The 22,198-nt window shown below is 40.3% G+C and carries 16 protein-coding genes; 6 read left to right on the top strand and 10 right to left on the bottom strand.

Annotated features, from left to right (window positions below; translation table 11 throughout):
• Positions 1-33: 33 nt before the first annotated feature.
• Positions 34-1,578, bottom strand: a complete 1,545-nt coding sequence (leuA, locus tag HSP_RS0105135) for a 2-isopropylmalate synthase (RefSeq protein ID WP_007523128.1) — start codon at positions 1,576-1,578, stop codon at positions 34-36.
• Between the two features lie 554 nt (positions 1,579-2,132).
• Here leuA and HSP_RS0105130 point away from each other — a divergent pair.
• On the top strand, positions 2,133-2,948 hold the full coding sequence (locus HSP_RS0105130) for a Cof-type HAD-IIB family hydrolase (RefSeq protein ID WP_007523237.1): 816 nt from the start codon (positions 2,133-2,135) through the stop codon (positions 2,946-2,948).
• A gap of 95 nt (positions 2,949-3,043) precedes the next feature.
• Entirely contained in the window at positions 3,044-4,225 is a 1,182-nt protein-coding gene (locus HSP_RS0105125) for an efflux RND transporter periplasmic adaptor subunit (RefSeq protein ID WP_007523044.1), read from the top strand.
• Between the two features lie 127 nt (positions 4,226-4,352).
• On the opposite strand, the gene nfo is transcribed toward HSP_RS0105125, so the two are convergent.
• Positions 4,353-5,198, bottom strand: coding sequence for a deoxyribonuclease IV (gene nfo, locus HSP_RS0105120; protein WP_007523118.1), 846 nt, complete (start codon positions 5,196-5,198; stop codon positions 4,353-4,355).
• A 63-nt stretch (positions 5,199-5,261) separates the two neighbouring features.
• On the opposite strand from nfo, the gene HSP_RS0105115 reads away from it, so the two are divergent.
• The 3 genes from HSP_RS0105115 to HSP_RS0105105 all read left to right on the top strand — a co-directional run bounded on the left by HSP_RS0105115 (position 5,262) and on the right by HSP_RS0105105 (position 9,649).
• Entirely contained in the window at positions 5,262-5,822 is a 561-nt protein-coding gene (locus HSP_RS0105115) for a TorD/DmsD family molecular chaperone (RefSeq protein WP_010129281.1), read from the top strand.
• A gap of 63 nt (positions 5,823-5,885) precedes the next feature.
• Positions 5,886-8,765, top strand: coding sequence for a DNA polymerase I (gene polA, locus HSP_RS0105110; RefSeq protein ID WP_007523125.1), 2,880 nt, complete (start codon positions 5,886-5,888; stop codon positions 8,763-8,765).
• A gap of 32 nt (positions 8,766-8,797) precedes the next feature.
• The gene (locus tag HSP_RS0105105) at positions 8,798-9,649 is read left to right on the top strand and encodes a hypothetical protein (RefSeq protein ID WP_007523225.1); all 852 of its coding nucleotides are present in this window, start codon (positions 8,798-8,800) and stop codon (positions 9,647-9,649) included.
• A 102-nt stretch (positions 9,650-9,751) separates the two neighbouring features.
• On the opposite strand, the gene HSP_RS0105100 is transcribed toward HSP_RS0105105, so the two are convergent.
• From HSP_RS0105100 to HSP_RS0105080, 5 genes are all read right to left on the bottom strand, one after another.
• Positions 9,752-12,916, bottom strand: coding sequence for a type I restriction endonuclease subunit R (locus HSP_RS0105100; protein ID WP_007523158.1), 3,165 nt, complete (start codon positions 12,914-12,916; stop codon positions 9,752-9,754).
• Between the two features lie 329 nt (positions 12,917-13,245).
• Positions 13,246-14,097, bottom strand: coding sequence for an FRG domain-containing protein (locus HSP_RS0105095; protein ID WP_007523014.1), 852 nt, complete (start codon positions 14,095-14,097; stop codon positions 13,246-13,248).
• On the bottom strand, positions 14,084-15,436 hold the full coding sequence (locus HSP_RS0105090; RefSeq protein ID WP_010129280.1) for a restriction endonuclease subunit S: 1,353 nt from the start codon (positions 15,434-15,436) through the stop codon (positions 14,084-14,086). Before HSP_RS0105090 ends, HSP_RS0105095 begins: the two co-directional genes overlap by 14 nt.
• On the bottom strand, positions 15,429-17,099 hold the full coding sequence (locus tag HSP_RS0105085; protein ID WP_010129279.1) for a class I SAM-dependent DNA methyltransferase: 1,671 nt from the start codon (positions 17,097-17,099) through the stop codon (positions 15,429-15,431). Before HSP_RS0105085 ends, HSP_RS0105090 begins: the two co-directional genes overlap by 8 nt.
• Before the next feature lie 247 nt (positions 17,100-17,346).
• The gene (locus HSP_RS0105080) at positions 17,347-17,889 is read right to left on the bottom strand and encodes a carboxymuconolactone decarboxylase family protein (RefSeq protein WP_007523110.1); all 543 of its coding nucleotides are present in this window, start codon (positions 17,887-17,889) and stop codon (positions 17,347-17,349) included.
• Between the two features lie 219 nt (positions 17,890-18,108).
• On the opposite strand from HSP_RS0105080, the gene HSP_RS0105075 reads away from it, so the two are divergent.
• The gene (locus tag HSP_RS0105075) at positions 18,109-19,542 is read left to right on the top strand and encodes an SPFH domain-containing protein (protein ID WP_007523028.1); all 1,434 of its coding nucleotides are present in this window, start codon (positions 18,109-18,111) and stop codon (positions 19,540-19,542) included.
• Positions 19,543-19,619: 77 nt separating this feature from the next.
• Here HSP_RS0105075 and HSP_RS0105070 read toward each other — a convergent pair whose 3' ends face one another.
• From HSP_RS0105070 to ftnA (HSP_RS0105060), 3 genes are all read right to left on the bottom strand, one after another.
• The gene (locus HSP_RS0105070; RefSeq protein ID WP_010129278.1) at positions 19,620-20,921 is read right to left on the bottom strand and encodes an NCS2 family permease; all 1,302 of its coding nucleotides are present in this window, start codon (positions 20,919-20,921) and stop codon (positions 19,620-19,622) included.
• A 173-nt stretch (positions 20,922-21,094) separates the two neighbouring features.
• Positions 21,095-21,592, bottom strand: coding sequence for a non-heme ferritin (gene ftnA / locus HSP_RS0105065; protein WP_007523073.1), 498 nt, complete (start codon positions 21,590-21,592; stop codon positions 21,095-21,097).
• On the bottom strand, positions 21,592-22,092 hold the full coding sequence (gene ftnA, locus HSP_RS0105060) for a non-heme ferritin (protein WP_007523132.1): 501 nt from the start codon (positions 22,090-22,092) through the stop codon (positions 21,592-21,594). Before ftnA (HSP_RS0105060) ends, ftnA (HSP_RS0105065) begins: the two co-directional genes overlap by 1 nt.
• Between the last annotated feature and the right edge of the window lie 106 nt (positions 22,093-22,198).

Here is a 22,198-nt window from a genome sequence, read left to right as displayed (position 1 = left end):
CTCGCTTTTTGCTTTTCAAGCTTTAGTTTTGGATTAGTGTTTAGCTTTTAAATTCGCCACTTTATGCGCACGATAAATCGCATTGATGGCGTGAACTAAGGCAAGTGCGGAAGATTCAACAATGTCTGTCGCCAAACCTACACCGTGGAATTTACGGCCTTCGTGTTCAACCACAATATCTACCTGACCTAAGGCTTCAGCACCTTCTCCTTTAGCGGTTAAGTTATAGTGAGACATTTTGATCTCTAAGCCAGTCAAGTTCAAAATCGCATTATAAACGGCATCTACTGGGCCGTTACCACCGATTGAAGAAGTACTTAATTTCTCACCATCTAGTTCGATTTGAACAAAAGCTGTGGCCGGATATTCTTTAGTGGAGTGGGCAGAAAGTTTATCTAATACTAAACGATCTTCATCACCTTGTTGCATATCGATAAATGCTAAGGCTTCCAAATCATAATCGAACACTTGGCCTTTTTTATCGGCTAATTTTAAGAAAGCATCATATAATTTATCTAAATCATAATCTTGCTCGGTGTAACCCATATCTGCCATGTGACCTTTCACGGCTGCGCGACCAGAGCGTGCGGTTAAGTTTAATTTCTCTTTCTTCAAGCCAATGGTTTCTGGTGACATGATTTCATAGGTATTTTTGTTTTTCAACATGCCATCTTGGTGAATACCAGAAGAGTGCGCAAAGGCATTTGAACCTACAATTGCTTTATTCGGCTGAATCGGCATATTACAAAGTTGGCTAACCATTTGGCTAACACGGTGAATTTCTTGTGTGTTAATGCGCGTATCTACGCCCATAAAATCTTGGCGGGTTTTAATTCCCATCACCACTTCTTCTAATGCGGTATTACCTGCACGTTCGCCAATACCGTTAATGGTACACTCAATTTGTCTTGCGCCATTTTGTACTGCGGTTAAGGAGTTTGCAGTTGCCATACCTAAGTCATTATGGCAATGCACGGAAATAATCGCTTTATCAATATTTGGTACGCGGTTACGCACTTGAGCAATGATGTTGCCATATTCATTTGGTAAGCAGAAACCTACTGTATCTGGAATATTAACCGTTGTTGCGCCAGCGTTAATGGCAGCTTCTACAATTCGGCAGATATTATCAATTCCGGTACGGCCTGCATCTTCACAAGAGAATTCCACATCATCGGTATAGTTGCGTGCACGTTTCACAGCTGCCACAGCCATTTCTACCACATCATCGAAAGAACGTTTTAATTTAGCCTCAACATGTAATGCTGAGCTGGCAATAAAGGTATGAATACGAAAAGCTTCAGCCACTTTTAATGCCTCATAAGCTGCATCAATATCTTTATCGACTGCGCGAGAAAGTGCGGCTACACGACTATTTTTGATATGACGTGCAATCGTTTGTACAGATTCAAAATCCCCTTGAGAAGATACTGGAAAACCCACTTCCATCACATCCACACCTAAACGTTCAAGCGCTAAAGCAATTTGTAATTTTTCTTTTACGGTTAAGCTCGCTTTTAATGCTTGTTCACCATCACGAAGAGTTGTATCAAAAATAATAATGTTGTTATTGCTCATAATCAGTCCTCTGTATGCGTTGTGTGGGAATGGTTTTGCCACAAACGCTTTGATTGTATTCTCTTTTTAGAGATAAAAAAAGCCCGCATGGAGATGCGGGCGAAAGTTGTGGATAGTGAACTCATTTCTCAGACAATCTTTATCCTCGCATCAAAAATACGATAACAGAGATAATCGGAGTGAGAGTTGTTTTTCCATTGTTGTGTGTGTTTGTGTTTGCATTGTAATTTGTTTGCGCTGTGTATATTAAACTCATTTGGAGTATTGTCAATAGTGTATTTCACTTTGCGCAAACGTTTACTAGATTAAATTGTGATTTCAAATAGCGTAAAATGCTAAAGATATGTTGATTTATAGATGAATGTGTCAAGTTTAGATGGTGATGTCAAATAAATGTTAAATAATTATTGAAAATTAAAGTAATTTAATCTTAAGGAGTGTTTGATGATTTTTTAATCAATTTGAAATGAGCTATCAAATGAAAGGATTCTCTTTGAACAAACCTAGAGAATTTGATAGGCTAGCTTTGATAATTTTTAATCTAAGGAGTCTTTATGACCATGCCGTTTAAAGCCATTATTTCAGATTTGGATGGCACATTGCTTAACGGGGAGCATCGAATCGGAGAATTTACGATTCAAACTCTTAGTCAGCTTGCTAAAAAAGGGGTTGATATTTATTTTGCTACGGGGCGTAATTATCCGGATGTGAAACATCTGATTAAAAAAGTGCCCGTTGATGAGGCTATGTTGGTCACCTCAAATGGGGCACGAGCGAATTTTTTATCGGGTAAAACGGTATTGAATCACTATTTACCAGAAAATTTAGCCAAAGCTTTAATGTCAGTGCCATTTGACCCACTGAATGTTTGTTTAAATAGCTATCAAGGCGATGATTGGTTTATCAACGTGGATATTGAAGCATTGAAAAAATACCATCAAGATTCAGGATATTGCTACAAAGTGGTTGATTTCCAGAATCATCACGGTAGAGAAACCGAAAAAGTTTTTTATATCGGCAGAACACCAGCAGATCTCGCCCCGATTGAGGCTTATATCCAAGCTAAATTCGGTGAACAAGTTTATATGACTTATTCCACGCCACAGTGTCTAGAAGTGATGAATAAAAATGTGTCCAAAGCAAATGCTTTAGATGAACTTGTTACACATCGAGGCTATCAACTTAGCGATTGCATTGCTTTTGGGGATGGCTTAAATGATAAAGAGATGCTCGCTCGCGCTGGAAAAGGCTGTGTAATGGGAAACGCTGATAAGCGACTTAAAGCCCTATTACCTGAGCATGAAGTGATTGGTGAGAATAAAGATGAAGCCGTCGCTTGCTATTTACGTAAGCTGTTTAATTTAGCTTAATTTACTCGAAAAAGAAGAAACAAGCGGTTAAATTTTGAAACCATTTTGCAAAATGATAGTCAATTTTAACCGCTATCTTTCTTTGGGAAAATAATATGAAATTCAAATCTTTTGCTTTGTTGCTTGGTATTACCGCTTTAGGTGTCGCAGGCTATGTTTACTACAGCAAGGAAGATAACGCTAAGCAAGTCCATTACATTACTGAAGCTGTTTCTCGTACAACTTTAGAAAAAACCGTGCTAGCAACAGGTTCTGTACGCGCTAGTCAGCGAACAGAGGTTGGCGCACAGGTATCTGGACGCATTATTAACTTGTATGTAAAGCTTGGGCAAACAGTCAAAAAAGGCGATTTAATTGCTGAAATTGATTCAAGTAGCCAAAGCAATAGTTTAAGTACTGCAGAAGCGCAATTAGCTTCTTATCAAGCCCAACTGGCTTCAGCGAAAGTGGCGTTAGAAGTGGCGCAAGCCAACTATAACCGATTAAGCAAATTGTATAAGCAAAATAGTGCATCTGAAGCAGAAGTTGAAACCGCGAAAAATACTTTAGCTTCAGCCAAAGCGAGCGTGAATGAGGCGATCGCGCAGATTAAGCAATCTCAAATTTCGGTAAATAACGCGCGGACTAACTTAAATTACACTCAAATTTTATCGCCAATGGATGGCGTGATTGTTTCTATTCCGGTTTCGATTGGACAAACGGTAAACTCTGCACAAAGTTCACCAACCATTGTGCATGTCGCCGATCTTTCTAAAATGTTGATTAAGTTAGAAATTTCAGAAGGCGATATTGCTCAGGTTAGGGCAGGTCAGGCGATGAGTTTTACCACTTTAGCTGAGCCGAATTATCGGATTCAAAGTCAAATTGAAAGCATTGATCCAGCGCTTACAACATTAAGTGATGATAATTCATCGAATAAATATGTGGAGCAATCAGGGAATACGGAAGCAATTTATTACTATGCCAATGCATTGGTAGATAATAGTGAGCAACGGTTACGTATTGGGATGACTGTGCAGGGGCAAGTCGATATCGCGAAACGTGAAAATGTGTTAGTGGTGCCAAATACCGCATTAACAAAACGTAACGGTGAAAACTACGTGCAAGTGTTAGAAAATCAACAGCCGATTGAGAAAAAAGTCGAGATTGGTTTAGCGGATGGTCAGCATACGGAAATTTTAAGTGGTTTGAATGAGGGGGAGAAAGTGATTACGACCCAGCGTTCAAATAGCGAAAAAATCAGCAGTGAACCGCGCCGTGGGCCAGGTGGTTTCTAACTCAACACTTAACAAATGGTTTACTTTGCAGGTTTCGCTGTAAAATTCTAGTTAGATAGATAAAAAAGATCTGCTGCCAAACGTTAATCTAACGCTTGGCAGCAAATTATTTTTTATTCCATTCTTTTTATACTTTTTCTAGGCTGCGTAAGTAGGCAATCTCTTCTGCCCAAATATCTGGATTGATGGTTTCTAAGATCATTGGAATGCCATTAAAGCGGTCATCTTTCATAATAAATTTGCAAAATTCGGTACCAATGGTTCCTTCGCGCAAGGTATCGTGACGGTCTTTTTGGCTACCTAATGGCGTTTTTGAACCGTTTAAGTGCATTCCCCGTAAATATTCAAAGCCAACAACTTGGTCAAATTCCTGAAATACGCTTTGGCAGCCTGCTAATGAGCTGATGTCATAGCCTGCAGAGAAAGTGTGGCAAGTATCTAAACAAACGCCAACACGCTTTTTATTTTCAACTTGTTCAATAATTTCAGCTAAATGTTCAAAGCGATAACCTAAATTTGAGCCTTGTCCTGCCGTGTTTTCAATCACCGCCACCACATTCGGTACTGCATCAATAGCGATGTTAATCGATTCGGCAATACGTGCTAAACAGTCACTTTCGCTAATTTTATTTAAGTGTGAGCCTGGGTGGAAATTTAACAAGGTTAAACCTAATTGGTCGGCGCGTTGCATTTCATCAATGAAAGCGGCACGAGATTTCTCTAAGCCTTCGGCTTCTGGGCTGCCAAGGTTAATTAAATAGCTGTCATGTGGCAGAATTTGGGCGGAAGAAAACCCATGGACTTGGCAAAAACGTTTAAATTTTTCAATGGTTTCTGCTTTAAGTGCAGGGGCTTGCCATTGGCGCTGGTTTTTAGTAAATAATGCAAAGGCATTTGCCCCAATTTCTACTGCGCGTAACACGGCATTTTCTACGCCGCCAGAAGCACTCACATGTGCGCCGATATATTTCATTTTGTGTCCTATTAACTGAATTTCATGTAAAATAACTGCACTTTCCTTTCATTTGAGAAAAAAATGCACGAAACAATGATTAACGATTTTTCCCTATTATGTCGTTTATTTGGGAATCTTTTCTACCGCCAGCCGACTGATTCTTTATTAGCTGGTACTTTCAACTGGTTAGCTCAAGGTGGATTACGCCAGCAATGGGCGCTTAACACCGATGCGCAGAGCGAATTAGCGCTAACGCTGATAGAAAAACACGCACACCCTACGGAATTAAGTGCTGCTTATCAAGCTATTTTTGCCGATTCAGGTCATGTTTCAACAAAAATTTCTGATTATCAAATCAATGTTTCTGAGTTTGAAGCTTTTCGCTTAACGCGCGATATGCCAGTATTAAGTGATTACGATCATGTCGCACTATTATTACTGACCGCTTCTTGGATTGAAGATAACCTTGATTCTACCGCGGCTCAACAAGCGTTATTTGCGGATTTTTTATTACCCGTGATGAGCAAATTTTTAGGTAAAGTGGAAGCGCAAGATTCCGCATTTTATCGCGCATTAGCGCAACTAACTCGTGAAGCGCTGGCTGCAATGGCTGATGAATTAGACGAGCAGTCAGAGAACTAGTCAATAACATTTGCAAAAAATCCAAAAAATTTCACCGCTTACTCATTAAAAGGTTTATACATTATGGCAACAATCGCTTCAGACCCACTTGTGCTTGTCGATGGCTCTTCTTACTTATACCGTGCATTCCACGCATTCCCTCCGTTGACTAACCGAGACGGTGAGCCAACAGGCGCCGTTTATGGCGTAATCAATATGCTTAAAAGCCTGATTACGCAAGTTTCGCCAAGTCATATTGCAGTGGTGTTTGATGCTAAAGGTAAAACCTTTCGTGATGAATTATTCGAGCAATATAAATCTCATCGACCTCCCATGCCAGATGATTTACGTGCGCAAATTCAGCCTCTCCATGCAATTATTAAAGCGCTCGGGATTCCATTGATTTCAATTGAAGGGGTTGAAGCGGATGATGTTATCGGCACCCTTGCAGTTCAAGCTGCCCGTGATGGCAAAAATGTGCTGATTAGCACGGGCGATAAAGATATGGCGCAGTTAGTGAATGAGCATATTATGCTGATTAACACAATGAATAATACCTTGCTAGATCGTGAAGGTGTTATTGAAAAATATGGCATTCCACCTGAGCTAATTATTGATTATTTGGCGCTACAAGGCGATTCATCGGATAACATCCCCGGTGTAAAAGGGGTAGGTGAGAAAACCGCACTTGCTTTATTGCAAGGAATTGGCTCACTTAAAACGATTTATGAAAATTTAGATAAAGTTGCCTCGCTCTCTTTCCGTGGTGCAAAAACGATGGCGCCGAAATTACTGGCAGAAAAAGAAATGGCGGATCTGTCTTATTTATTGGCAACCATTAAAACGGATGTACCGCTAGAGGTTAAGCATGATGAGCTTGTCATGCAGCCTCAGAATCAAGATGAACTGGTTCAGTTATTTGGTCGCTATGAATTCAAACGTTGGCTAAATGAAGTGATGAACGATGCTAATCCCGTCACGGAAAGTCGAGAAAAACGCCAAACATTAGGCGCTTATCAAGCTGCTGCATCCTTACAAGCGGTCGAAAATACTGAAAATTTTGCAGAACCAACAGTTAATCCGATTACGATTGATCGCAGTCGTTATGAAACCATTACCACTGAATCACAATTAGCAAAATGGATTGAGTTAATGGCTGCTGCCCCATTGATAGCCTTTGATACTGAAACTGATAATTTAGATGCGATGCAAGCAAATTTAGTGGGGGTTTCGTTTGCACTTCCTGACGGTCAAGCTTGTTATATCCCGCTGGCGCATAAAGCCAAAAGTGCGCCTGTTCAGAGCGATTTATTTGCGACTGAAGAAGAGGAGGATACGTTAGCGTGGACATTAGTAAAAGATCAGCTAAATTTGACCGCTTGTTTAACGCAATTAAAACCGATTTTGGAAAATCCGGCTGTGTTAAAAGTGGGTCAAAATTTGAAATATGATTTAACGGTGTTGGCTAACCATGGTATTTCAGTTCAAGGCGTCGCATTTGATACGATGTTGGAATCTTACACGCTAAATAGCGTGGGCAGACATAATATGGATGAGTTAGCCAACCGTTATCTCAACCACCAAACGATTTCGTTTGAAGAGATTGCCGGTAAAGGTAAAAATCAACTCACTTTTGATCAAATCAGCATTGAAAAAGCCAGTGAATATGCCGCAGAAGATGCAGATGTGACGATGAAGTTACATCAAACTCTTTTCTCAACGTTAGAAAAGATTCCAAGTTTGCATAAATTATTCAATGAAATTGAGATGCCGTTAGTTTCAGTGCTTTCACATATTGAACGAAATGGGGTATTGATCGACCCGCAAAAATTATTAGCTCAATCTGCAGAAATTGAAGCGAGACTCGCCGAATTAGAAACGATGGTGCATAGTGAGGCGGGCGCGGTATTTAATTTGGCATCAACCAAACAATTACAAGAAATTCTGTTTGAAAAGTTAGGCTTGCCGATTTTGAAGAAAACCCCAAAAGGTGCACCTTCTACTAATGAAGAAGTGTTAGAAGAGTTGGCACAAAAAGGGCATATCGTGCCAAAACTTTTAATGGAACACCGTGGATTGAGTAAATTGAAATCAACTTATACCGATAAGTTGCCACAAATGATCAACCCAAAAACAGGACGAGTACATACTTCTTATCATCAAGCTGTGACTGCAACAGGCCGGCTTTCTTCGAGTGATCCCAATTTACAGAACATTCCAATTCGTAATGAAGAGGGCAGACGGATTCGCCAAGCTTTTATTGCGCGTGAAGGTTATAAAATTGTCGCGGCGGACTATTCCCAAATTGAGCTACGCATTATGGCGCATTTATCTAATGATGAAGGCATGATTACCGCTTTTGCGCAAGGCAAAGATATTCACCGTGCAACGGCAGCGGAAATTTTCGGCATAGCACTTGAAGAAGTCACCAGCGAGCAGCGCCGTAGTGCTAAAGCAATTAACTTTGGCTTGATTTATGGCATGTCCGAGTTTGGCTTATCAAACCAGCTAGGCATTTCTCGTGCGGATGCCAAACATTATATGGAACGTTATTTCCACCGTTACCCAGGTGTGCAACAATTTATGCAGGATATTCGAGTTTCTGCAGCAGAAAAAGGCTATGTTGAAACCTTATTTGGTCGTCGCTTATATTTACCAGAAATCAAATCAAGTAATGGCATGCGCCGAAAAGCTGCTGAGCGTGTTGCAATCAACGCACCGATGCAAGGGACAGCGGCAGATATTATTAAAGTTGCGATGATTGGCATTGATAAAGCGATTGCGCAAGATGAAAACATTAAACTTATTATGCAGGTGCACGATGAGTTAGTGTTTGAAGTTAAAGCAGATCAGGTGGAACATTACAGCAAAATTATTAAAGCTGAAATGGAAAAAGCCATTGATATGAAAGTGCCACTCATTGCAGAAGTAGGCGTGGGTGATAACTGGGATGAAGCGCATTAAATTTTTTAAATGAAGCTAAAACAGGAGTTCGAATGAAGAAACCATTATTGATGCTTTCTACAACAGCAATTTTTGCTTTCGCTGTCAGCGGTTGTAATGAAACCTTAGATCCAATTAGTACAGTTCAATCGTACGTTACAGAACACAATGGTAAAGAAATCACTTATGCTGAACTTTTGGCACAAAGTGGCCGTTGTAATAATCCAACATGGTCGCAAGAATCGAATGAAATCACGTGGCAAAGAGGCGGTGATGTTAGTGATTCAATAAAAGTTAATGTTGTTTGCCATAGTAAAACGAATCTCCAATTACGCCAAAGATTTGCCTCTGAGCTTTCTAGATTAGATGAGATTGCAAAAAAAGTTATTCCTGCGGAAGAATTTGAAAAGGTGCGTAAGCAATATGAAGATCGTAAAAGCGATAAAACACCAGCATATAATGAAGTACGCCTTAGAGAGTTAGTGACAGCGTTTTGTCATTTCCCTGATCCAACTACTGAGCTTACTCAATTTATTTCTGAGGTAAGTTGGCCTCGAGGCGGTGCTTGTTCGCTAACAGAAGAACAGAAAAAAGCGCTTGAGACAGAATTTGCCTTTAAATATGGTTCTGCTGAATCCATTTTATGGCCATTTTATGAAGAAAAAGGCGTTGAATTGGCTAAAAATTTTGATGTAGAAAAAGTTGAAAATGCTAAACAATTTGATGTTGAAGAGAAAGTGACTTTTACCGTGCAATACCGCAAGAAAAGTGCAAGAAAGTTTAATAAAAAATACTCCGCAAGCGTAGGGGGTAATTTTTATGAATTAAGCATCAATGGCGAAGTAAAAAATCAACGAAGCCACCCGAATGTGCTATCGGTGTTTACCTCGCCGATAGAGTGGTAAGGTTTGAGCTTTTATTCAACATATTTAATTGAATCTTATATTATTTAGTAAAAAATCAGGGCGAATATTATTCGTCCTGATTTTTTTATTCCTCATTTTTTATTAAAGTTGGCTGAGATCTTCCGCAATTTCCTCCGCTTGCTTAATCACATAGCTCACGGCTTCTTCCTGTTTATCCGGCGGGTATTTATAACGCTGTAAAGCTCGTTTCACGAGAATGCGCATTTTGGCACGTACGCCTTCTTTGTATTGCCAGTCGATGGTAACTGAGCGTCTTAAAGTATCGGTAATTTCTTTGGCAAGTTTGCTCAATACTTCATCGCCCATCAGCTCTCGGGCGCTTTGGTTTTGGGCGAGGGCTTCGTAGAAAGCGAGTTCTTCTTTTTTCAGCCCCAGCTTTTCACCTAAAGCTAAGCGTTCTTGGAAGTCTTGGCTCATTTTGAAGAGCTCATCCAAAATTTCCACCACGCTTAAATTATGGTTGTGGTATTGATTTAGGGCTTCTTTTAAACGCTGCTCGAAGTCTTTTTGCAAGGTGAGGTTTGCGCCTGATTTGGCTTTGATTTCGCTTGCCAAATAACGCTCCACCGCGCTGACCCATAAGTTCTTAGTCGGGCTGTTTTTAATGGTCTGCAAAAACTCTTCAGAAAGTAGATTGATTTGAGGCTGCGGTTTTTCCAGCAGATCAAACAAATCAATCACGCCTTCGGAATAGACGGCTTGATTGACCAATTTTTTCAATAAAATCTGTCTTTCATTAGAACCCGTACCATTTTGTTTGTTCTTCGTGAGAATAGCGCGTACTGCATCATAAAAAGCAATTTCTTGGCTGTATGGCTCAACTTCAGCCAATGCGCCGCATAGCATATAGCCTTTTTTCACCAAACCCGCCGCTTTCAAAAAGGCTTTTTTACGTGGCTCGGTTTCTTTTTTATTAAACCAATGTTGCTCGTGCACTTTGCCATCAAACGGTAATCGATCGAGGCAAAAAATATGGTTGGCGGCAAAACGAATAGCCATCAGAAGATCATTCGGATTATCTTTTTCTAAGGCCGTCTGAACATCAAAGGTTTTCCCTTCAACCGGCGTTGCAAACAGGCTACGGACGAATTCTAAATGCTCTTTCATTTTAAAGAACACATCAATCACGTTATCAGTCAGCTTGCCCTTGCCTTGTGAATTGGTGTATTGCTGGGTCGCTTCTTTGAGCTTGTCAGCAATGCCTACATAATCCACAATCAAGCCGCCGTTTTCTCGGCTTTTATTGCGAAATACACGGTTAACCCGAGCAATCGCCTGCATCAGGTTATGCCCTTGCATCGGCTTGTCGATATACATCGTATTACAGCAAGGCGCATCAAAGCCCGTCAGCCACATATCGCGCACAATCACTACTTTCAGCGGATCGTTCGGGTCTTTAAAGCGGCGTTCCAGCGTTTGTTTTTCCTGTTTACTGTAAACGTGTTTCTGCATTTCCGGCGCATCGGAAGCAGAACCCGTCATCACAATTTTAATCACCCCTTCGTTGATATTATCCGAATGCCATTCTGGGCGCAGTTTGATGATTTCATTGTATAAGTCCACGCAAATCTGACGACTGGAAACCACCATCATCGCTTTGCTGTCGACGACTTCATTGCGTTTGGCAAAATGCTGCACAAAATCCGCGGCTAAATCAGCCAGACGGGCTTGCGAACCCAGCAGTTTTTCCTGCAAACGCAGGGCAGGGGATTGCTCCTCTTCCAGCAAATCATCAATTTCTTTGAATAGCTCATCGTGTTCTTTTTCGTTTAAGCGGATTTGGCGCGCTTCATACACAATCGGCACGGTTGCGCCGTCTTCCACCGCATCTTGTAAGTCATAAATCGACACATAACGTCCGAACACATCTTGCGTGTCTTTATCTTCTAGGCTAATCGGTGTACCGGTAAAACCGATAAACGAAGCATTAGGCAGCGCATCGCGCAAATGGCGGGCGTAGCCTGCTTGAAACTTGCCTTTATGCAATTTTTGCGTAAAGCCATATTGGCTGCGGTGTGCCTCATCGCTGATTACAATAATATTGCTGCGCTCGTTTAAAACAGGGAAGCGGCTTTCTTCCTCATTTAGGGCGAATTTCTGAATCGTAGTAAAAAATACGCCGCCGACTTCATTTTGCGCGAGCAGTTGGCGCAGTTGATCGCGGTCTTCCACTTGTTGCGGCGTTTGTTTGATTAAATCTTTGCCTGAAGAAAAGGTTTGGAAAAGCTGACCGTCCAAATCGTTACGGTCGGTAACCACCACAATCGTCGGATTTTTCAATTCAGGCTGCGCAAGCAGTTTGCCGGCATAAAACAACATGGAAATTGACTTACCCGAACCTTGCGTATGCCACATCACGCCAATGCGGCGGTCGCCTTTTTCTGAAGTTGCAAAAAGCGTGGAATCTACCGCTTCATTTACGCCGTAATATTGATGGTACGCTGCGATTTTTTTAATGGTTTTACCGCTGGAATCCCGCTCAAATAAGACGAAATAGCGGATATAGTTCAATAAATCCTCAGGCTTCATTAAGCCATTGAGCAGGCTTTGTAATTCATCATCAAAATATAAGCGCGCGCTTTTATTTTTTTCATCAACCACTTTCCACGGCGTAAAGCGTTGGAAATCTGCCGAAAGCGAGCCCAAACGTGCGGCTATGCCGTCTGAAATAATCAGGGCTTGGTTGTAAACAAACAGCTCGGCAATTTCATCTTTATAGGTTTCAAACTGATTAAACGCCTGCAACAAATCCGCCGATTCACGCAACGGATTTTTCAGCTCAAATACCACCAAGGGCAGGCCATTCACAAAGCCGATAATATCGGGAATTCGTTTCCCCCCTTTACGGCTGCGGATTTCCAGCTGATTGACGGCAATAAAGCGGTTGTTCTTCACATGCTCAAAATCCACCAAGCGCGCCATCTCGATTTTTTGTTCACCGTTTGCCTGATATTCCACCCGCACGCCATCACGCAACAGTTTATAAAACGCCTGATTACGCACCACCAAGTCGCCAATATCGCTTTTCGTCGCCGATTTCACCACCGAATCAACCGCACTTTCAGGCAGTTGCGGATTAAGCTTACGCACTGCCTCTCGCAGTTGCTCAATAAAGACCACACCGCTTAAATCGCCACGTGCAAACTCGCCTTCATGAACAGGCAAGTCTTTACCGTAGCGATATTCCCAACCGAGGGATTGCAGGCGTTGAAGGGTAAGTTGTTCGATGTCGTTTTCGTTGAGCATAGAGTGTCCTTTTGTGTATTTGCTGTCTTTGGGGAGCTAATGGATTAATTTCTTCGTTTATTGATACTGCCAAATCTCCCCTAACCCCTCTTTGCTAAAGAGGGGGATTCCTTGAGTAAATTGTCAGCAACTGGCTCATTGTTAATCTAAGAAAATTTCAATTTCTCATCGCATATTAAAGTAGAAAGCCAAAATTTAAATTACCTTCGATCCAATCCCCTCTTTAGCAAAGAGGGGGAGGGGAGATTTGGCAGAGGTGAAATAAACCTCATCATTTACAAAACGCTCTGAAAAAATAACCGCTTGTGTGAGGATTGCTGCTATTCTTCCTAGTCTTGATATTCTAAATTAATCTCTGTAATCGCATTATCAATGCCAATTTCACAAAGTTTTATTTTTCCTAATAAATCAGGATAAATTGTTGAAGCATCAATATTAATTGAGGCAAGATAAGCTAAAACATCTTTTCTTAATTCATTAGAAATAAGAATTTTACTTAATCTATGAAAAACATACCCATTACCAAAGTTTGTATTCATTTTGGCAATCTCATCAAATTCCCTAGATGATAACTTCGTAAAAACGCCTTTTTGTGCATTGATACGATTTCCAATTTTAATTATTGGTTCAATAATGAGCTTTTCACCAACATTAAAAAATTCATTTAATTCATAAATAACACGATATTGATTTTCTTTTTGATTTTCTTCATGACTCTCAAAAGCAAAATAAAGTGCAATAAAGAAAGATTTAGTCCAGTCTAATAAAGGCGTTTTTAATTGATAATGCTGTCCAAATGCCCAAATATCGTTATCTTCAAGGTTACTTGGTAATGAAATATAGCCGTCAATACTTTGATTAAGCAGAATACGTTTGCAATGCTCAAGATATTTTCCTTGTAGCTTTTCATACTCTTTTTCAATATCAATTTGTTTATCAAACTTTTTTAAATATCGCTCTAAAGTTGATTGCAAACGATAATCTTCACGGCTATGCCCGCGATAATATCGAGCGTAAATAGTATAACTTTCACTTGTTGATGGTATGCTTTTATATATATCAGGCGTTTCTTCATCAAATATATAAGAGTGAGCAGATAAAAGGGATTTTAATTCATCTAATGTATTGATTTCTGCTAAAACAGGGACTCTATCATTCCCGATAAGATTAGTTTTTTCCATTTGAAAAATTCCCACTCAATAATTTAGGTAATAATAAATCTCTAGTTGCCTCTAATACTTTATTCTCATCAAAATTTTTTCTGATTTTTGCATATAGAGATTCAATATATTCTGCAAAAAAAGCATTAATTGCATTATTAGCTCTTAAAAATGGAATACTATTCATATTTTTTTGGTTTAACTTAAGCTGAACAGCTCCTGTGATATAAGCAGATATATTTGTTTGTTGAATAAATATCATTAAGTGTTCAGTACTTATACCATTCCTTCCTTTGAGGATATGTGCATGGTTGTTTACCCAAGATTTACCCCAAATGTATTGAGTAAATGGCGTTCCATCTTCTTTTAAAACGGAACCATCTTCGCCAACTAATAAATAAATATCATCAAAAATAGCTTCATCTACATAATCCATAACAGATGTTGCACCATAATAAGGAATATTACCTTTTCTCTTTTCTCGTTGTTGTTTAGATAAAGGGATACGTTTACTATCAAAGCATTCTGAAACATCACCAAAGCTGCAATATTCCCACCCCTTTGGCATTTCAACCCCATCAACTTCCACCATCTCACACGGAAACGCTTTGGCGGTTTCTGCTAGTTCGGCGTAGCGGTCAGGCTCGGCTTGTGAAAGTGCGGTCAGTTCTTCGGGTGTTTTTCCGCTGATTGCCTGCATGGCTGCCAGCTCTGCTTGTTCAATGCTAAGGCCGTCTGAAAGGGCTTGGACTTTGGCACGCACGGGGTCGAAATCGACAAACCAACTTTTAAACAGGGCTTGGGCGATTTGTTCCAAGGTTTGGTTGATTTGGGTGTTGAGTTGGATTTTATTTTGAATATTAGATAAATCTCTCGCTTTCTTATTTTCTATTTCAATGGATGCTAACCGCGGAATTTCTAGTGCTTTTAACACAGGTATTCTCATATTACTAACGGTTGCTCCTGTTCCTTCATTTATTAGAATTTGTCGTTGAACAAATGAGGAGCGTAGAGACCAGTAGAGATATTCAGCACTTATTTTGTTTCTATCGGCACGAAGTAATACTTGTCTTTGCCCTAGACAACAGATTGGTTCTTTAGGAATTAAGCAAACTCTTCCCATCGGCGCTTCTCGGGTGATTACGATATCATTTTCTTGTGGGCTGGCTCTTTTGGTTCTATCTCTGTACCCTGAGTAATCCGTATAGCTCGGTGATGATAAATCTAATACACCATCAGTGATGTTTTGATTTCTAATTACTACATAGCCGAAAGTTGTCCATGTCGGAGTTGAATGTGGACAATCCACGATTAATTCACATAAGCTATCTAAAGTATCAGTTTTAAAGTTATCACTCATAACCCAATCCCCCTAAATTCTTCTTAATCTCCGCTTCCAATTCCGCACTCTTCGCAAACTGTTCCTTCAAAAGAGCGGTCAGATTTTGCATTTTTTCTGCAAATGGTACGCCGTCGTCTTCTTGTTCTGCGGTGCCGACATAGCGCCCCGGTGTGAGGACGAAGTCGTTGTCTTTAATCTCTTCTAACGTAGCGGATTTGCAGAAGGCGGCTTGGTCTTCATAGCCGTCTGATTTTTGCCAAGCGTGGAGGGTGTTGGCAATTTTGGCGATGTCGTCAGAGGTGAAATCGCGCAATACGCGGTCTTTCATATAGCCGATTTGGCGGGCATCGATAAACAACACTTCGCCTTTGCGCTTTTTGTTGCGGTTTAAGAACCAAATACAGGCGGGGATTTGGGTATTGGTGAAGAGCTGGCCGGGCAGGGCAACCATACATTCCACCAAGTCGGCATTGATGATGGCTTTGCGGATTTCGCCTTCGTTGTTGGTTTGGCTGCTCATGGAGCCGTTGGCCAGCAATAATGCCATTTTGCCGTTTGGCGAGAGGTGGTAAATCATGTGTTGCAGCCAAGCGAAATTGGCGTTGCCTTTGGGCGGCGTGCCGTATGCCCAACGTGGGTCGTCGGCTAGGGATTCGCTCCACCAATCGCTGATGTTGAATGGCGGGTTTGCCATAATGAAATCCATCTTTTTGTCGATGTGTTGCGGCTGGGTGAAGCTGTCAGCATTGTGTTTGCCGAAGTCGTAATCAATGCCACGAATCGCCATATTCATCGCAGCGAGCTTCCATGTGGTCGGGTTGAATTCTTGCCCGTAGATAGACACGTTGTTGATGTTGCCTTGGTGGGCGGTGATAAAGCGTTCGGTTTGCACGAAAAAGCCGCCGCTGCCCATAGCCGGGTCATAGACGCGGCCGGAGTATGGCTCGAGCATTTCGACAATCAGGGAAACAATGGATTTCGGCGTGAAATATTGCCCGCCGCGTTTGCCTTCGGCTTGGGCAAAGCGACCGAGGAAGTATTCGTAAACGTGGCCGAGAATGTCTTTTGCACCCAAATGCACGGACTTGCCGTTGTAAGTCGGGCGGGTAAAGTTGGTATCGGAGAAGAGGATAATCAGCCCGCGCAGGGTGTCTTCGTTTACGGCATAGCCGCTGATGCGTTGGAGTACGCCTTTGAGTTTTTCGTTATCTTTTTCAATGGCATCGAAGGCATCGTCAATCAGTTTGGCCACGCCGGAAAATTTCCCTCCCCAAGGCAGCTCTGCGCCGATGTTTAAGATGGAAACGGCTTTAATTTCGTCCCAACGGGCTTGTTGCGGCACCCAAAACACATTGTCGGCGGTGTAGTAGTCGCGGTTTTCCAGTTCGACGGTTAAGGCTTCTTGATATTCTTCGTCTGTATCGTAAAAAGTGCGGTCAAGATAGAGAGCGTTTTCAGGATCGGTCAGTTCAGCCTGAATTTTTTCTTGCTGATGGGTGAAGCTGTCGGAGATGTATTTCAGGAAAATGAGGCCGAGTACGATGTGTTTGTAATTGGCAGCATCAAGCTGCTGGCGCAGTTTATCGGCAGATGACCAAAGTTTTTCATCTAGATCGTTTAGGAAGGCTTGTTGTAAAGCGGGGTTATCAAGCGCATTTTTAGTGGTTTCTGGCTTATCCATAAATGTATATCCTTCTGATTTCGGGTAACTTTAAATAGTAGGTATAAATGGCAAGTATTCTATCTAAAAAATAGCAAGTAATGAATGGCAAAATAGTTTTTATCTTATTAAATAAACACAGCAGAATGGGGCTTATCGAAAATAATATGAGATAGAAAGAATATACTTAAAAACCAAAAGGACTGATTTTGATTTTATAATCAATTTCAGTCCTTTTTGTCTAACAAGCGGTTATATTTTTACAACATTATGCAAAATCTTGTAATTCTGGGTTGATTGGGGTTTTTGCGATGTTGTTTACATAGTTGCAAAGGGTAGCAAGGCTAACACCGAGAATGACATCAATTGCATTTTGTTGGTTGTAGCCAACTTTGAAGAAGGCTGCTAATTGTGCTTCGGTTAATTGAGCTTTTTGTAAGATAACAGCAAGGGTAAAACGTGCAAGGGCATCTAATTTTTCATCTTCAATACGCGCGGTTTCACGGATTGCTTTGACTAATTCTTCTGGTGCTTTTAAGGCTTTTAAAGCAATTTTAGTATGGCCTGCAACACAGAAACCACAACCATTAACGACGGCTGCAGTAATTTGCACCACTTCGCGCTCAATCGCAGTTAAACTGTTGCGATTGTTGATGCCACCTACGGTGCGGTAAGTTTCAAGCGCAGTAGGCGCATTGGCTAAAACGCCGATTAAATTAGGAATAAAACCGTTTGCATTTTGTACGGCTTGTAAAGCTTCTTTTGCTTCAGCTGGTGCGGTTTCGATGGTATGAATTTGGAATGTTGACATATTGTTTCTCCTATATAAATGATGTGCCTATCATAGGCGATAGCTAAAGATTTACAACCGTTTAGCGCAGTAGTTATTAGATAAAAAAGCGATATGCTATAACTAAAAACACAAATTCCTATCATTTTTAGGCTTTTTTGCAAAAGCATCTTGCATTTTGACCGCTTGGTTTCTATATTTGCGCTATCTTTCGGCAATTCTTATCAACAAGGAGTCATCATGGAAATTATCATTCCAGTCATTGCTGTTATTGTGCTACTCGCTATATTTTTAGTAGTGGCATTATTATTTCGTCGGGTGGTGAAAACCAATGAAGTGCATATTGTGCAGTCTGGCGGCAAAACAACCTCATATGGTAAAGATACCGGTAATGGTAACGTTTATTATGCGTTCCCGTCTTGGCTACCGTTAATCGGGGTGAGTACGATTGTGCTACCGGTGTCAGTGTTCTCAATTAAAATTGATAACTATGAAGCCTATGATTTAGAGCGTTTACCCTTTGTTGTAGATATCACCGCGTTTTTCCGCGTATCTGATTCTAATTTAGCAGCGCAACGTGTATCAGATTTTCATGATATGAATGTGCAGTTGGTGGATATTATTCAAGGTTCGGTGCGTTCGATTCTCTCTAGCCGTAACTTAAACGACATTTTGCAAGTGCGTTCTGAACTGGGCGATGATTTTACAATGGCAGTTAAAGAACAGCTCAAAAGCTGGGGGATTGAGCCAGTTAAAAATATTGAACTGATGGATATTCGCGATAGCGGCAACTCTAAAGTAATTTTCAATATTATGGAAATTAAAAAATCTTTTATTGAAAAAGAGAGTCGTGTTGAAGTCGCACGCAACCAAAAAGAAGCGCAAATTGCAGAAATTGAAGCGAAAAAAGAAGCTGATGTAAAACAACAAGAAGCAGAAAAAGCGGTAGGGTTGAAAACGGTTGAAAATCAACGTGAGGTTGCTGTTTCTAATGAGCAAGCGCAACAATTGGTGAAAGAACAAGAAAAAATCACCAAAGAACGTGAAATGGACGTTAAACGTGTTGCAGAAGTAAAACAAGCTGAAATTGCAAAAGATGTTGAAATTGTGAAAGCTGATCAAGAAAAACGTACGCAGGAAATTAAAGCAGAAGCGAATAAAAATGCGTTAATTATTGATTCTGAGGCAGAACGTCAGCATCAAATTTTAGTGGCAGAAGGGGAGAAACAAAAAGCCTTCTTAGCCGCAGAAGCTTTATTAGAAACCAAAGATAAAGAAGCGCAAGGTATTGCCAAAATTGGTGCGGCAGAAGCAGAAGCGAAACAAAAATTGGAAGTTTCTATGGTGTCTGGTCAAATTGAGTTGGCAAAAGAGATTGGTGGAAATGAAGGTTATCAACATTATTTGATTAGTATTCGCCAAATTGAAGCAAATCAAGCAATTGGTATTGAACAAGCAAAAGCACTTTCTCATTCTGAGATGAAATTTATCATCAATGATGAAAAAGTCGATAAAGGGCTTACCCGTGTAGGGGAATTATTTAGCTCTACAGGCGGTACGAAAATTGCAGCAGCGTTGGAAGGGTTGAATCAATCTGATTTAGGTAAAGCGGTGATTGATAAATTCTTAGGCACTAAACCTGCGGGAAATCAATCTGAACCTGAAGCGAAATAGTTCATTTAATAAAAGACAAGCGGTGGATTTTGCGAAACTTTTTGCAACTCCACCGCTTTTTTGTGCCAAAAGAAGAATTAAATCGCTAAATTAAATGCATAGAAAGCAACTAATACAACGGCAATAATAACCGTACCGAGATTTAATTTTTTGAATTCTCCAGCAATTACACGACCAATTACAAGGCTAGCAAAGCCTAGCATAATGCCAGTAACGATGTTGCTGGTTAATACGATAAATACTGCACAAATTAAACCTGCCATTGCGCCAATAAAGTCGTTGAAATCTAATTTAGATACGTTACTCAACATCAATAAGCCAACATACATCAATGCTGGTGCTGTCGCATAAGGTGGTACTAAAAATGCAAGCGGTTGGAAAAAGAGCATTAATAAGAAACCAATACCAACAACTACGGCCGTTAAGCCTGTTTTACCGCCAACTGCAGTACCAGCAGCAGATTCAATATAAACGGCAGCAGGGGCTGTACCGAATAAACCTGAAAGAATAGAGCTTAAAGAATCAGAGGTTAAAGCACGCCCACCGTTGATGATTTGTCCATCTTTATCTAATAAATTTGCTTGTCCAGCTACCGCGCGGATAGTGCCAGTTGCATCGAAAATAGCCGTCATCACTAAGGCAAATACAATTGGTAATACAGCGGCATTCAGTGCACCCATGATGTCTAAGCTTAAGAATTGAGAGTTTTCACCAAAAGTAGGCAGTTTAATAAAACCACTATATTTTACAGAAGGATCGAAGATTAAGCCGATGATCGTAATTGCAATAATTACCCATAAAATCGAACCCTTCACTTTTAAGCGTTCTAAGCCGATGATAGCCGCTAAGCCAAGTAACGACATCATGACGGGGAATGAAGTAAAATCGCCCATTTTAACCGGAATCGCTAAACCGCTGTTGATCACTAATTTTACGTTGGTTGCTGCAATCAATAATAAGAATAGTCCAATCCCGATACCTGCACCATGTGCGATGCTAGATGGAAGATTGCGTAAGATCCAAGAGCGAATACCAGTAACAGAAATTAAGGTAAAAAGCACACCCATTAAGAAAATCGCACCAAGTGCAACAGGGATTTCGATTTTTTGACCTAACACTAAACTAAATGCAGTAAAGGCTGTAAGAGAAATCGCACAACCAATTGCCATTGGCGCATTTGCCCATAAGCCAATGATAATCGAGCCAATGCCTGAAACTAAACAGGTAGCAATAAAGACAGATTCAGCTGGAAAGCCGGCTTGGCTTAACATACCTGGCACAACAATGACCGAGTAAACCATTGCTAAAAAGGTGGTTAATCCAGCGATAACTTCTTGGCGGACATTAGAGCCTCGCCCTTCAAAATCGAATAATGACATAAAAAAAAAGACCTCAAAGGAAAAATGAGGTACAGATTTTACAGAATCCGATTTTAATAAGCAAACGTTTGCTTAATTTAATATAAAACAAGCGGTTGATTTTTATACCTGATTTGCAATTTGCAAACTTCGTAAGAAAATCAACCGCTTGTGTACTTTAAGCTAAACGAAAATTAGTGTGCTGCTGCCATTTTTTCTAAATCTTTATCGATATAGTATAGCGCTTTACCATCTTCACCTAATAAACGGAATTTGTTTAAGATAGAGTTGAATAAGAACTCTTCTTCGTGTTGTTCTGCAACATACCATTGTAAGAAGTTGAAGGTTGAGTAGTCTTTTGCATCAAATGCAACTTCAACTAATTCGTTGATTTTTGCAGTAACGTGTTTTTCGTGCTCGAAAACGGTTTCAAATAATGATTTTAAAGAATCATATTTTGCTTTTGGTGCTTCAATTGCATAGATTTCTGCTAATGCACCAGTTTCGTTTAAGTAAGTGAATAAACGACGCATATGTTCCATTTCTTCTGTTGCGTGCGCTTTTAAGAATTTTGCTGCACCTGGGAAACCATTGTTATCTGCCCAAGCAGACATTTGAAGGTACACATTTGAAGAATAGAATTCTAAGTTTAATTGGTCGTTTAAGTATTTTACGATGTTTTGAGATAACATTATTCAGCTCCTTGGTCTAAAGTTTCTAAGTCTTTGTCGATGAAGTAAAGTGATTTATTGGTTTCACCTGCAACTGCGAATTTGTCTAAGATTTCACCGAATAATTTCTCTTCTTCATGTTGCTCAGCCACATACCATTGTAGGAAGTTGAAGGTTGAGTAATCTTTTGCTGCAAATGTTACTTCAACTAATTCGTTGATTTTTGCAGTAACGTGTTTTTCGTGTGCAAACACAACATCAAATAGCTCTTTTAATGAAGCATATTCTTTACGAGGTGCTTCAATTTTGCCTAATAATGGTGTTGCACCCGTTTCGCAAACATAGTCAAATAATTTTTGCATGTGCTCTAATTCTTCATCTGCGTGACGAAGTAAGAAGTCTGCTGCACCAGTAAAACCATGTTTTGAACACCATGCAGACATTTGAAGATAAACATTTGAAGAGTAGAACTCTAGGTTGATTTGCTCATTGAGCTTATCAATAATAGATTGTTGTAACATTTTTACTCCTTGTGTAAAGATAATGTTAATGAAATGAGAGCCAATCTCATTTCTAAATTTTAATATAGCAAAGGACAGAATCAATCTGCCCTTAAAACACAACCAT

Source organism: Haemophilus sputorum CCUG 13788 (genome assembly GCF_000238795.1).
GTDB lineage: Bacteria > Pseudomonadota > Gammaproteobacteria > Enterobacterales > Pasteurellaceae > Haemophilus_A > Haemophilus_A sputorum.
This window is presented reverse-complemented; position numbering and strand designations above follow the sequence as displayed.

Coding starts and splice junctions, on each gene's coding strand:
- HSP_RS0105100 (WP_007523158.1), bottom strand. CDS start 12,916: ATGCTCAACGAAAACGACATCGAACAACTTACCCTTCAACGCCTGCAA.
- leuA (WP_007523128.1), bottom strand. CDS start 1,578: ATGAGCAATAACAACATTATTATTTTTGATACAACTCTTCGTGATGGT.
- HSP_RS0105105 (WP_007523225.1), top strand. CDS start 8,798: ATGAAGAAACCATTATTGATGCTTTCTACAACAGCAATTTTTGCTTTC.
- nfo (WP_007523118.1), bottom strand. CDS start 5,198: ATGAAATATATCGGCGCACATGTGAGTGCTTCTGGCGGCGTAGAAAAT.
- HSP_RS0105080 (WP_007523110.1), bottom strand. CDS start 17,889: ATGTCAACATTCCAAATTCATACCATCGAAACCGCACCAGCTGAAGCA.
- polA (WP_007523125.1), top strand. CDS start 5,886: ATGGCAACAATCGCTTCAGACCCACTTGTGCTTGTCGATGGCTCTTCT.
- HSP_RS0105075 (WP_007523028.1), top strand. CDS start 18,109: ATGGAAATTATCATTCCAGTCATTGCTGTTATTGTGCTACTCGCTATA.
- HSP_RS0105095 (WP_007523014.1), bottom strand. CDS start 14,097: ATGGAAAAAACTAATCTTATCGGGAATGATAGAGTCCCTGTTTTAGCA.
- HSP_RS0105070 (WP_010129278.1), bottom strand. CDS start 20,921: ATGTCATTATTCGATTTTGAAGGGCGAGGCTCTAATGTCCGCCAAGAA.
- HSP_RS0105125 (WP_007523044.1), top strand. CDS start 3,044: ATGAAATTCAAATCTTTTGCTTTGTTGCTTGGTATTACCGCTTTAGGT.
- HSP_RS0105130 (WP_007523237.1), top strand. CDS start 2,133: ATGACCATGCCGTTTAAAGCCATTATTTCAGATTTGGATGGCACATTG.
- ftnA (WP_007523073.1), bottom strand. CDS start 21,592: ATGTTATCTCAAAACATCGTAAAATACTTAAACGACCAATTAAACTTA.
- ftnA (WP_007523132.1), bottom strand. CDS start 22,092: ATGTTACAACAATCTATTATTGATAAGCTCAATGAGCAAATCAACCTA.
- HSP_RS0105090 (WP_010129280.1), bottom strand. CDS start 15,436: ATGAGTGATAACTTTAAAACTGATACTTTAGATAGCTTATGTGAATTA.
- HSP_RS0105085 (WP_010129279.1), bottom strand. CDS start 17,099: ATGGATAAGCCAGAAACCACTAAAAATGCGCTTGATAACCCCGCTTTA.
- HSP_RS0105115 (WP_010129281.1), top strand. CDS start 5,262: ATGCACGAAACAATGATTAACGATTTTTCCCTATTATGTCGTTTATTT.